The sequence below is a fragment of the Actinotalea ferrariae CF5-4 genome (assembly GCF_000603945.1).
GTDB lineage: Bacteria > Actinomycetota > Actinomycetes > Actinomycetales > Cellulomonadaceae > Actinotalea > Actinotalea ferrariae.
In genome coordinates this window covers 1-11,031 of sequence record NZ_AXCW01000023.1, presented here as the reverse complement: position 1 = coordinate 11,031, position 11,031 = coordinate 1, and the positions used below count along the sequence as shown (strand labels likewise).

Annotated in this window: 11 protein-coding genes; 4 read left to right on the top strand and 7 right to left on the bottom strand. The window is 74.4% G+C overall.

Annotation, left to right across the window (positions count from 1 at the left end):
- Window positions 1-46: 46 nt before the first annotated feature.
- Window positions 47-952, bottom strand: a complete 906-nt coding sequence (locus N866_RS03715) for an undecaprenyl-diphosphate phosphatase (RefSeq protein WP_052022345.1) — start codon at window positions 950-952, stop codon at window positions 47-49.
- Window positions 953-1,016: 64 nt separating this feature from the next.
- Here N866_RS03715 and N866_RS03710 point away from each other — a divergent pair, with 64 nt between their 5' ends.
- Window positions 1,017-1,973 (top strand): aldo/keto reductase, encoded by a 957-nt coding sequence (locus tag N866_RS03710; protein WP_034222835.1) that lies wholly within the window; start codon window positions 1,017-1,019, stop codon window positions 1,971-1,973.
- Between the two features lie 82 nt (window positions 1,974-2,055).
- On the opposite strand, the gene N866_RS03705 is transcribed toward N866_RS03710, so the two are convergent.
- Window positions 2,056-2,343, bottom strand: coding sequence for a hypothetical protein (locus N866_RS03705; RefSeq protein ID WP_034222788.1), 288 nt, complete (start codon window positions 2,341-2,343; stop codon window positions 2,056-2,058).
- 63 nt (window positions 2,344-2,406) lie between these two features.
- On the opposite strand from N866_RS03705, the gene N866_RS03700 reads away from it, so the two are divergent.
- Window positions 2,407-2,640: a DUF5703 family protein gene (locus N866_RS03700; protein ID WP_081802286.1), complete on the top strand. Its 234-nt coding sequence runs from the start codon at window positions 2,407-2,409 to the stop codon at window positions 2,638-2,640.
- Window positions 2,641-2,679: 39 nt separating this feature from the next.
- On the opposite strand, the gene N866_RS03695 is transcribed toward N866_RS03700, so the two are convergent.
- From N866_RS03695 to ald, 4 genes are all read right to left on the bottom strand, one after another.
- Complete coding sequence (locus N866_RS03695) at window positions 2,680-4,020, bottom strand: M20/M25/M40 family metallo-hydrolase (RefSeq protein ID WP_034222830.1); 1,341 nt, start codon at window positions 4,018-4,020, stop codon at window positions 2,680-2,682.
- 32 nt (window positions 4,021-4,052) lie between these two features.
- Window positions 4,053-6,149, bottom strand: a complete 2,097-nt coding sequence (locus N866_RS03690; RefSeq protein WP_034222785.1) for a M3 family metallopeptidase — start codon at window positions 6,147-6,149, stop codon at window positions 4,053-4,055.
- Window positions 6,150-6,246: 97 nt separating this feature from the next.
- Window positions 6,247-6,840 carry a GNAT family N-acetyltransferase gene (locus tag N866_RS03685; protein ID WP_052022340.1) on the bottom strand — a complete coding sequence of 198 codons (594 nt, stop codon included), beginning with the start codon at window positions 6,838-6,840 and terminating at the stop codon, window positions 6,247-6,249.
- Between the two features lie 74 nt (window positions 6,841-6,914).
- The gene (gene ald / locus N866_RS03680) at window positions 6,915-8,027 is read right to left on the bottom strand and encodes an alanine dehydrogenase (RefSeq protein ID WP_034222782.1); all 1,113 of its coding nucleotides are present in this window, start codon (window positions 8,025-8,027) and stop codon (window positions 6,915-6,917) included.
- Between the two features lie 178 nt (window positions 8,028-8,205).
- Here ald and N866_RS03675 point away from each other — a divergent pair, with 178 nt between their 5' ends.
- Entirely contained in the window at window positions 8,206-8,976 is a 771-nt protein-coding gene (locus tag N866_RS03675) for a fructosamine kinase family protein (protein ID WP_034222779.1), read from the top strand.
- A gap of 100 nt (window positions 8,977-9,076) precedes the next feature.
- Here N866_RS03675 and N866_RS03670 read toward each other — a convergent pair whose 3' ends face one another.
- On the bottom strand, window positions 9,077-9,457 hold the full coding sequence (locus N866_RS03670) for a PASTA domain-containing protein (protein WP_081802284.1): 381 nt from the start codon (window positions 9,455-9,457) through the stop codon (window positions 9,077-9,079).
- 337 nt (window positions 9,458-9,794) lie between these two features.
- Between N866_RS03670 and N866_RS03665 the strand changes: the two genes are divergently transcribed.
- Window positions 9,795-11,031, top strand: a 1,237-nt coding sequence (locus tag N866_RS03665) for a DEAD/DEAH box helicase (RefSeq protein WP_034222772.1), incomplete at its 3' end; no start/stop codon positions are given.

Genomic DNA, 11,031 nt, shown 5'->3' with positions numbered 1-11,031 from the left:
CTGCTCCGGCCGCCCCCGCCCCGGCGTCCCACCGGGCCGGGGGTGGTCAGGCGTCGGCGCCCGCGAACGGCTCCAGGACCCCGGCGAGGAGGAGGACGACGACGACGGCCGCGAGGACCAGGCGGTAGACGACGAACGGCATGTAGCTGTACGACGACACCACCTTGAGGAACCCGATGATCACCAGGTACCCCACGCCGAAGGCCACGAGGGTGGCCAGCGCCGTGAGCGCGAGGGACGGCGTCCCCGCCGTGCCGAACTCGTCCAGGCTCGTGAACAGCTGCTGGAAGCCCGAGCCCAGCACGGCCGGGATCGCGAGGAGGAACGAGTACCGCGCCGCCGCCTCCCGGGTGTAGCCCATGAGGAGACCCGCGGTGATCGTGCCCCCGGACCGGGAGACGCCCGGGACGAGCGCCATGGCCTGGGCGAAGCCGAACAGGACGGCGTGCTTCCAGGTGAGCCGGTCCAGCGTCCGGCGCTTGGCGCCGATGCGGTCGGCCAGCCCGAGGAACACGGCGAAGAGCGCGAGCATGCCCGCGACGACGTAGAGGTTGCGGAACGGGCCGACGATCTGCTCCTCGAAGAGCAGGCCCAGGACGACGATCGGCACCGTGCCCAGCGCGATCCACCACGCCAGCCGAGCGTCGGCGTCGTGCGCACCGAGGCGCTCGCGCCAGGTCGTCCCGTCCCGTCCGGAGACGGCGTGCCACCAGGCGCGCGCGATGCGGGCGATGTCCCGGCGGAAGTAGATCAGCACGGCCGCCTCGGTGCCGATCTGGGTCACCGCGGTGAATGCCGCACCCGGGTCGGAGCCGTGGGGCAGGAGCTGACCCACGATGCGCAGGTGCGCGCTGGAGGACACGGGGAGGAACTCGGTGAGCCCCTGCACGAGTCCGAGGACCACCGACTCCCACCACGTCACGCCGCGCAACGTTACCCGGCGGCAGATCATGCTGCGGTCCGCGACCGCGCGCGCTGCCGAGGACCAGGCGGCCACGCCGGTAGCCTGCACGACCATGGAGGAACGACTCGTCGGTGCCACCGGCCTGCGCGTCTCGGCCGTGGGCCTGGGGACGCTGACCTGGAGCCGGGACACGGACGAGCACGAGGCGGCCGAGCAGCTGCGCGACTTCGTCGACGCCGGCGGGACGCTCCTGGACACCGCGGCCTCCTACGCCGACGGCGCCGCGGAGGAGCTCATCGGCCACCTGCTGCGCACCACCGTCCCGCGCGACGACGTCGTGCTGTGCACCAAGGCGGGCGTCCGGCACGGTGCAGGCGGGCGGGTCGTCGACGCGTCCCGGGGCGCACTGCTCTCCTCCCTGGACGGGTCGCTCGAGCGCCTGGGCACCGACCACGTCGACCTGTGGCTCGTGCAGACCCCGGACCCCCGGACGCCGCTGGCCGAGACGGTCGGTGCGCTCGAGCACGCCCTCGGCTCCGGCCGCGCGCGGTACGTCGGGCTGTCCAACCACGCCGGCTGGCAGACGGCCCGGGCGGCGACGCTGCTCGGGCCCGGCCGCCTGGCGGCCGTGGAGGTGGAGTACTCGCTCCTCCAGCGCGGGGTCGAGCGCGAGGTGCTGCCGGCGGCGACCGACCTGGGTGTGGGCGTGCTGGCGTGGTCACCGCTGGGGCGCGGGGTCCTGACCGGCAAGTACCGCCGGAGCGTCCCGGCCGACTCCCGGGCGGCGTCGGCGCACCTCGCCGGGTTCGTCGAGCCGTACCTGGGGCGCGATGCGGGGCCCGTGGTCGAGGCGCTCGTGACGGCGGCCGAGGGGCTGCAGCGCACCCCGCTCGAGGTCGCCCTCGGGTGGGTGCTCGGCCGTCCGCAGGTCGCGTCGGCCGTCGTGGGTGCGCGGACCGCCGCGCAGCTCCGGGCGGCGCTCACGGCGCAGACGGCGCTGCCGGAGGCGATCACCGCGGCGCTGGACGAGGTGAGCGCCCCGGCGGTCGGCTACCCCGAGCGCCGCTGAGCGGGCCGGGCAGGCGCCGGCCGTCGACCTCGGCTCCCGCCGTCGGGCTCCTCGCGGTCGAGGTCAGCCCCGGTCGTCGAGGTCACTCCTCGTCGTCGAGCTCCGTGCCGTCGAGCTCGTCGTCCTCGTCGAGGTCGTCCTCGTCGAGGTCGTCGTCGTCCTCCGCCTCGTCGTCCGCGACGTAGAACGGCAGGGTCTCCCCGTGCACGCGGACCAGCGCGTCGTCGTAGACCTCGAAGGCGTCCGCGAGGACGTCGTACGCGTCGTCCACCGCCGGGTCGTCCTCGGTGCGCCGGGTGCTCACGGCGTGGAAGTGGGCCTCGAGCGCTGCCTGGAACCTGTCGAGCGCGGCGCGCGGGTCTACCGTCATGCCCTGACCGTAGCGCCGGGACGTGCACAATGACACTCGATCCTCGACACCACGGAGGTCCACGTGGAGACCAGCACGACGCGGCGTCCGGCCGTGCAGGGGTGGCGGGCCCGGGGCGAGTACGAGTACCGGGTCCTGACCCTGGACCGCGGCACCCGCGTCAACGACGCGCGCCGGCTGCTCACCGAGGAGGCCGAGTACGGCCGCTGGGAGCTGGCCCGGACGCTCGTCTACGCGGGCGGCGAGCGCAGGGTCTGGCTGCGCAGGAAGATCATCCGCGCGGTCAGCACGCTCTGACCCTCCTCCCCGCCCCGAGCCGACCTCCGGGCGGTGGGCTCAGCAGGTCTCGAGCAGCCGGTCCAGCACGCGGGTGCCGAAGCGCAGCGCGTCCACGGGGACGCGCTCGTCGACGCCGTGGAACATCGCCGAGAAGTCGAGCGAGCCGGGCAGCCGCAACGGCGCGAAGCCGTAGCCCGTGATCCCCAGGCGCGACAGCGACTTGTTGTCGGTGCCCCCGGACAGCATGTAGGGCAGCACGGTGGCCTCCGGGTCCTCCTGGTGCAGGGCCGCCACCATCGCGTCCACGAGGTCGCCGCCGAACGGCGCCTCGAGGGCGACGTCTCGGTGGATGTCCTCGAGCCGGACGTGCTCGCCCGCGAGCCGCTCCAGCGTCGCCCGGGCCTCGTCCTCGTGGCCGGGCAGGAACCGCGTGTCGAGGACCGCCTCGGCGCGACCCGGGATGACGTTCGCCTTGTAGCCCGCCGCCAGCTGGGTCGGGTTCGCCGTGTTGCGGACGGTCGCCCCGACGAAGCGCGCCGCGGGCCCCAGGGCGTCGACCAGACGCCCGACGCCGTCCTCGTCCTCCGGGTCGAACGGCAGGCCGGTGAGCTCGGCCACGCCGTCGAGGAGCGCACGCACCGTCGGGGTCAGCTGCTGCGGCCAGGAATAGGTGCCGATCCGCGCGACCGCGGCCGCGAGCTCGGTCACCGCGTTCTCGGTGTTGACCTGCGAGCCGTGACCCGCCCGGCCCTCCGCGACCAGGCGCAGCCACCCGATGCCCTTCTCGGCGGTCTGCAGCAGGTACGTGCGGTGCCCCCCGACGTCGACGGAGAACCCGCCGACCTCGCTGATCGCCTCCGTCGCGCCCTCGAAGAGCTCCGGGCGGTGCTCGACGGCCCACCCGGCGCCGAAACGACCCCCGGCCTCCTCGTCGGCGAACATCGCGACGACGACGTCGCGGGCCGGCCGCCGCCCCTCCCGGGCCATCTGCCGGACGACCGACAGGATCATGGCGTCCATGTCCTTCATGTCGACGGCGCCGCGGCCCCACAGGAGCCCGTCGCGCTCCTCGCCCGCGAAGGGGTCGACGGACCAGTCCTCGGCGGCGGCCGGCACGACGTCGAGGTGCCCGTGCAGGACCAGCGCCGGCCGCGCGGCGTCCGCCCCCGGCAGCCGCACGACGACGTTCGCCCGGCCCGGGGCGCTCTCGAAGAGCTCCGGCTCGAGCCCGACCTCGGTCAGGGCACCCATCACGTACTCGGCGGCGGCGCGCTCCCCCGGTCCCCGGCCGTCCCCGTAGTTGGACGTGTCGATCCGCAGCAGGTCCTGGCAGATGCCGACGACCTCGTCCTCGGCGGTCGGGTGGTGGACGGACCGGGCGGGAGCGTGCGACGTCATGCGCGGCACGCTACCCGCCGGACGGCCCCGGCTCAGGACGGGACGTCGAGACCCCGGCGGGCGAGCAGGGGCTCGATCCGCGGGTCGCGGCCACGCAGCTCCCGGAAGGTGTCCATGACGTCCAGGGAGCCACCGCGGGAGAGCAGCGCCTGCCGGAACCGGTCGCCGTTCTCCCGCCGCAGGCCGCCGTTCTCCGCGAACCACTCGACCGTGTCCGCGTCCAGGACCTCGGACCAGATGTAGGAGTAGTACGCCGCCGCGTAGCCGCCGCCGAAGACGTGGTTGAAGTACGTCGTGCGGTAGCGCGGCGGCACCGCGTGCACCGCGATCCCCGCCGCCTCCAGCGCCCGCGCCTCGAACCCGGTCACGTCCTCGACGTCCGTGGGCACCTCGTCGGCCTGGAGCTGGTGCCACGCCTGGTCCAGCAGGGCGGCGCCCAGGTACTCGGTGGTCGAGAAGCCCTCGTTGAACTGCCGCGACGCGATCATCGTCTCGACCCACTCGGCGGGCATCGGCTCGCCGGTCTCGTGGTGCACGGCGTACCGGCGCAGCACCGACGGCTCCCAGGCCCACATCTCGTTGACCTGCGAGGGGTACTCCACGAAGTCCCGCGGCACCTCGGTGCCGGACTGCGAGGGCAGGCGCACGGCCGAGAACAGCCCGTGCAGCGCGTGGCCGAACTCGTGGAACATCGTGATGACCTCGTCCCACGAGAGCAGGGTGGGCTCGTCCGCGGGCGGCTTGGGGATGTTGAGGTTGTTCATCACCACCGGCAGGTCCCCGAGCAGGCCGCTCTGGTCCACGAGGTTGTTCATCCAGGCCCCGCCCCGCTTGGAGGCACGGGTGTACCAGTCGGCGAGGAACAGCCCGATGCCGGTGCCGTCCGCGTCGTGCACCTCGTACACCTGGACCTCGTGGTGGTACCCGGCCAGGTCCTTGCGGCGGGTGAAGGTGAGGCCGTACAGCTCCGTCGCGGCGTGGAACACGCCGTCGTGCAGGACGCGGTCCAGCTCGAGGTAGGGACGCAGCAGCGCGTCGTCCAGGGCGTAGCGCTCCTGGCGCACGCGCTCGGCGTAGAAGGACCAGTCCCACGGCTCGAGGGTCGCGCCCGGCTCGTCCACCTGCAGGGCGCGCTCGAGGTCCGCCGCCTCCCGGCGGGCGTTCGCCGCGGCGGCCGGCGCGAGGCGGTGCAGCATGGCGTCGACGGCCGCCGTCGTGCCGGCGGTCGCGTCGTCGGCGACGTACGCGGCGTGGTGATCGAACCCGAGCAGGCGCGCCCGCTCGGCGCGCAGCCGTGCGAGCTCCAGCAGGATCGCCCGGGTGTCGTGCTCGCCGCCCCGGGCCCCGCGCCCGACGGACGCCTCGTGGATCCGGCGGCGGACGTCGCGGCGGCGCAGCGAGGCCAGCACGGGCTGCTGGCTGTAGAGCATGAGCTCGACGAGCCACCCGGTGACGTGCCCCCGGTCCTGGGCGGCCTGCCGGGCGGCCGCGACCGCGTCCTCGGGCAGGCCCTCGAGGTCGGACTCGTCCTCGACGAGCACCGCGGAGGCGTTGGTGTCGGCGAGGAGCTCCCGCCCGAAGGCGGTCTCCAGGGAGGTGATGCGGGCGTTGAGCTCCCGCAGCCGCGTCTTGGCGTCGTCGTCGAGCGCGACGCCGGCGCGGCGGACGTCCCGCCGCAGCGTGTGCAGGAGCCACGCGGCGTCGTCGGGCAGGGTGACCTCCCCCGCCTCGACCCGCGCCTGGAGCGCCTCGAGCCGGTCGTGGAGGCGCCGGTCGAGGTAGATGGCGTCGTGGTGCTCGGCGAGGCGGGGAGCCAGCTCCTCCTCGAGCGCGTCGAGCGCGTCCGTCGTGTCCGCGCTGGTGCGGCTGAAGAAGACGGTCGCGACGCGGTCCAGCAGCGCGCCGGAGCGCTCGAGCTCCAGCAGGAGGTTCTCCTCCGTCGGCGGCTCGGGGTTGGCGACGATCGCCTCGACCTCCGCACGCTCCTCCGCCATGCCCGCCTCGAACGCGGGCAGGTAGTGCTCGTCGCGGATCGCGGCGAAGTCCGGCAGGCCGTACGGCAGGTCGGACGGGGCGGCGAAGGGGTTGGCCGGGTCCAGCGGAGGGACGGTCGAGGTCGTCGAGGTCATGGGGTGGATCCTCTCGCGGTCGGGCCGCCGGCGCGTCCGGTCGGGACGCCGGCAGGGTCGTCAGGCAGGGTCGTCAGGCGGGTCGTCAGGCGGGTCGTCAGGCGGGCGGCGTGCCCAGGGGGTCGACGACCGTGCCGGGCCAGGGCAGGACGGGCTCCCTGGGGTCATCGCGCAGGAGGCCTCCGACCCAGTCGTCGCGGCGTGCGTCGCGGTGCACGCCGCCCCGGCGCAGGGCGCCCTCGAAGCGGAAGCCGTGGCGCCAGACGGCGCGCCAGGACCGCCAGTTGCCCGCGAACGCCTTCCACTCGACCCGCTCCAGATCCATGCCCCCGGGGTCGAACGCGTGGTCCAGGACGAGGCGCAGCGCGCGGTCCAGCAGGCCGCGCCCACGCGCGTCGGGCGCCATCCAGAAGCCGACCTCGGCGCACCGCAGGGGCCTGCGTCCCAGGCCCACCATGCCGACCAGCCGGCCGTCGACGCGCACCGCCCAGTTCCGTTCCCGGTCGTCCTCCCACCCGCTGCGGACGAGGTCCTCGACGAACCCCACCGCGTGCTCGCGCCGGTACGGGCTCGGGACGGTCGTCCACTCCTGGATCTCGGGGTCCTGGCAGATCGCGGTGATGGCGTCGACGTCCTCGACGGTGGGCACGGACAGCGTGACGACGTCGTCGCCGAGGGTCACGGGGTGCATCCGCGCAGCCTAGGACGACGACGGCGCCGCGACCGCCCGCTTTTCCGGGGGCCACGGCGCCGTCGTCGGGGCTCTCAGACCAGCACGGCCTCCGGCGCCTGGCTCGCCATGCCGTGCGCCTCGGCGACCCCCGCGTGCAGCAGGACGCCCTCATGCGTCGTCAGGCCCTTGGCCAGCACCGGGTCGGCCGCGAGCGCACCCCGCCAGCCGTGGCCGGCCAGCGCCGTGACGTACGGGAGCGTGACCGCCGTGAGCGCGTGCGTGGAGGTCACCGGGACGACGCCCGGCATGTTGGCGACGCAGTAGAAGATCGAGTCGTGCACGCGGAAGGTCGGCTCCGCGTGCGTCGTCGGGCGCGTGTCCTCGAAGCACCCGCCCTGGTCCACGGCGATGTCCACGAGCACCGACCCGGGCTTCATCCGGCTCACCAGCTCGTTGGACACGAGCATCGGGGTGCGCCGGCCCGGCACGAGCACGGCGCCGATGACGAGGTCGGCGTCGAGCACGGCCTCCTCGACGGCGTAGGGGCTCGACGCGATCGTCCGGACACGACCGCCGTACTCGACGTCGAGCTGACGCAGGCGCGGCATGCTCACGTCCAGGATCGTCACCTCGGCGCGGAGGCCGACCGCGATGTCCGCGGCATGCCGGCCGGACACCCCGCCACCGATGACGACGACGCGGGCCGGCGCGACGCCCGGTACCCCGCCGAGCAGCGTCCCGCGGCCGCCCTCGCTCTTCAGCAGGTGGTACGCGCCCACCCCTGTCGCCAGGCGCCCGGCGACCTCGCTCATGGGAGCCAGGAGCGGGAGCCCGCCGTCGGGCGTCTCGACCGTCTCATAGGCGATGGACGTCGTCCCGGCCGAGAGGAGGGCCTCCGTGCAGGGCCGGCTCGCGGCGAGGTGCAGGAAGGTGAAGAGGACCTGGTCCCGGCGCAGGTGGCCGTACTCGGACTCGATCGGCTCCTTCACCTTGCACACGAGCTCGGCCGCCCACGCGTCCGCAGCCGTCGGCACGATCCGCGCCCCGGCACCCTCGTACTCGGCATCCGTGATGCCTGAGCCTGTGCCGGCACCGGCCTGGACGAGCACCTCGTGCCCGTGGCCGACGAGCGTGTGGACGCCCGCGGGCGTCATGGCCACGCGGTACTCGTGGTTCTTCACCTCGGCAGGGATGCCGATCTGCATGGGGAGCCTCCTTGGTCGCCTGGTGCGAGAATGACACGTCGCGGCCCCTCGCAACAGTAGGAGTCAGCAGTTTTCCCGGCCACGAACGACGAAATCTGCACGAAGCGGCGCCTCTGGCCACCGAGAACGCATCCGAGTGTGGGGGTCCCCCGCACGGCGTCCGTGGTCGACTGACCGGATGACGACGTTCGTGAAGCAGCGCCGGGACGCCCCGGCGGGCTTCTTCGCCTGCGAGGCGGCCGGCCTGCGGTGGCTCGCCGTCCCGGGCGGTGCCCGTGTCGTCCGGGTCCGCGGCGTCTCCGACACGGCGCTGGAGCTGGAGCGTCTGGTTCCGGGGGACCCGTCCCACCAGGACGCCGAAGCCTTCGGCCAGGGGCTCGCCATCACGCACTCCGCCGGGGCGCCGGCCTTCGGGTCACCGGCCCCGGGGTGGGACGCGGACGGGTTCTTCGGTCCGCTCGCCGACCCGCGCCCGCTGCCGGCGGCCGAGGACCCGACGTGGGGCGCCTTCCATGCGCGCTGCCGGATCCGGTCCGTCCGGGACCAGCTCGCCGCGGCGGACGCGCTGCCGGACCGGCTGGCCGCCTCCCTCGAAGGCCTCGCCCGGCGCCTGGAGCAGGGTCACCACGACGACGACGCGCCGCCCGCCCGGGTCCACGGGGACCTCTGGTCCGGCAACGTGGTCTGGACGTCCGCGGGCGCCGTCCTGGTGGACCCCGCGGCGCACGGCGGCCACGCGCTCACCGACCTGGCCATGCTCGCGCTCTTCGGGCTGCCCCACCTCGGCCGGGTGCTCGACGCCTACGCGGAGGCCGCCGCCGACCGGCTCCCGGACGGCTGGCGGGACCTGCTCGCGCTCCACCAGGTGTACCCGGTGGGGATGCACGCCCTGCTCTTCGGCGGTGGGTACCGGCAGCAGCTCGAGGGGCTCGTCGGGCGCTACGCCTGACCCGTCCGCGCCACGATGGGCGGTCACGCCCGGATACGCGAGGAGCCAGGACCTCGACGGTCCTGGCTCCTCGGCGGGAACGGCGTGCGGCGTCGGCGGGTCAGCCGCGCGGGGCCACCGTGAGGGTGACGGTCTCGCCGCGCTCGAGCTGACCGTCGGCCGGGTCCTGGGAGACGACGAGGTAGGCCAGCGGGTCCTCGACCTCGACGGGGGCTCCGGCCTCGTCGGCCACCTCCGTCTCGAGGCCGGCGAGCGTGAGGTTGCCCTGCGCGGTCCCGAGGATCAGGCCCGAGACGTCGGGCACGTCGACGGGACCGGACTCGGCCTCCTGCTCGGCGGCGTCGTCGGCGGCCTCCGTCTCCTCCTGGGTCGCCGTGGCGGCGGGCTCCGCGGGCTCCTCCGGCGTGGAGCAGGCGGCGGTCATGAGGACGGTGGCAGCGGCGAACGCGGCGAGTGCCGGACGCACGGAAGAACGCTTCATCGGTGGGAGCCCTCCTGGGGCGGTCGGTGGTTCCTCGGGCGGCACGGTGTGTCCCGTCGCCCTGTGCCGGTCGGGCACTCCTGGCACCGTACGCCGCAGGAGGGAACGCTCCCACGCGTATTCGGGGTGACGAGACCGACGTCACACGCCCGCCGGCGGGACGCCGAGCGGGCGCCGGACGGGCGGGGCGCGCCACTGGGAGCGGATCTCGTGCATTCGTGGGATGTGTGGGACAGTGGTCGCAGTGGCTGCGCTCGACTGCGCGCCCTGCGTCGTGGAGATCCCCCCGGATTGTCTGGCGGCGGACCCCGACCCCTGAGCCCCGAGAGGCCCACCTGTGACATCTTTCGCCGACTTCGGCCTGCCCTCCCCTGCCGTCCGCGTCCTCGCGGAGCAGGGCATCACCAGCCCGTTCCCCATCCAGGTCGCCACCCTGCCCGACTCGCTGCGCGGCGCCGACGTCCTCGGCCGCGGCCGGACCGGCTCGGGCAAGACCCTCGCGTTCGCGCTGCCGCTCGTCGCCCGGCTCGCCGCCGGTGGCGACGTGGCCCAGCGCCGCCGGCCCCGCCGCCCGCGCGGCCTGGTGCTCTGCCCGACCCGCGAGCTGGCCAACCAGATCGAGGCCGTCGTCGCCCCGCTGGCCCAGTCCCTCGGGCTGCGGACGACGACGATCTTCGGTGGCGTCTCCCAGCACCGGCAGGTCACGGCGCTCGACGCCGGCGTCGACATCCTCGTCGCCTGCCCGGGCCGCCTCGAGGACCTCCTCAACCAGAAGCTGCTCTCGCTCGACGCCGTCGAGGTGACCGTCCTGGACGAGGCCGACCACATGGCCGACCTGGGCTTCCTTCCGGGCGTCCGCCGCATCATGGACCGCACCCCGAAGCAGGGTCAGCGGCTGCTCTTCTCGGCGACGCTCGACAACGGCGTCGACCAGCTGGTGCAGCGCTTCCTCACCAAGCCGGTGCAGCACTCGGTGGACCCCGCCGAGTCCCCGGTGGTCGAGATGACGCACCACGTGCTGGAGGTCGCCGACGCCGACTCGAAGCGGGACGTCGTGCACCACCTGGCGTCCGGTCGCGGCCGGCGTGTGCTGTTCACCCGGACCAAGCACCAGGCGAAGAAGCTCGCCAAGCAGCTGACCACGGCCGGCATCCCCGCCGTCGACCTGCACGGCAACCTCAGCCAGAACGCCCGCGAGCGCAACCTCGAGGCCTTCTCCGGGGGTGACGTGCGTGTCCTCGTGGCCACGGACATCGCGGCCCGCGGCATCCACGTCGACGAGATCGAGCTCGTCGTGCACGTGGACCCCCCGGCCGAGCACAAGGCGTACCTGCACCGGTCGGGTCGCACCGCCCGGGCCGGGTCCGGCGGCGACGTCGTCACGGTGATGCTCCCCGAGCAGCGTCAGGACGTCCGCGCCCTCACCCGCGCCGCCCGGATCGACGTCAAGCCGGTGGCCGTCTCCCCCGGGGACCCGCGCCTGGACGCGCTGGTCGGTGCCGTCGCCGCGATCGTGCGGCCGGCGCCTCCCACCACGGTCGCCCCGCCGGCCCGCCCGGCCGGGCGCGGCCGGG

Excerpts from the sequence above, each read along its gene's own strand:
- N866_RS03705 (WP_034222788.1), bottom strand. The coding sequence starts at position 2,343 with ATGACGGTAGACCCGCGCGCCGCGCTCGACAGGTTCCAGGCAGCGCTC.
- N866_RS03675 (WP_034222779.1), top strand. The coding sequence starts at position 8,206 with ATGACGACGTTCGTGAAGCAGCGCCGGGACGCCCCGGCGGGCTTCTTC.
- ald (WP_034222782.1), bottom strand. The coding sequence starts at position 8,027 with ATGCAGATCGGCATCCCTGCCGAGGTGAAGAACCACGAGTACCGCGTG.
- N866_RS03670 (WP_081802284.1), bottom strand. The coding sequence starts at position 9,457 with ATGAAGCGTTCTTCCGTGCGTCCGGCACTCGCCGCGTTCGCCGCTGCC.
- N866_RS03710 (WP_034222835.1), top strand. The coding sequence starts at position 1,017 with ATGGAGGAACGACTCGTCGGTGCCACCGGCCTGCGCGTCTCGGCCGTG.
- N866_RS03690 (WP_034222785.1), bottom strand. The coding sequence starts at position 6,149 with ATGACCTCGACGACCTCGACCGTCCCTCCGCTGGACCCGGCCAACCCC.
- N866_RS03685 (WP_052022340.1), bottom strand. The coding sequence starts at position 6,840 with ATGCACCCCGTGACCCTCGGCGACGACGTCGTCACGCTGTCCGTGCCC.
- N866_RS03715 (WP_052022345.1), bottom strand. The coding sequence starts at position 952 with ATGATCTGCCGCCGGGTAACGTTGCGCGGCGTGACGTGGTGGGAGTCG.
- N866_RS03695 (WP_034222830.1), bottom strand. The coding sequence starts at position 4,020 with ATGACGTCGCACGCTCCCGCCCGGTCCGTCCACCACCCGACCGCCGAG.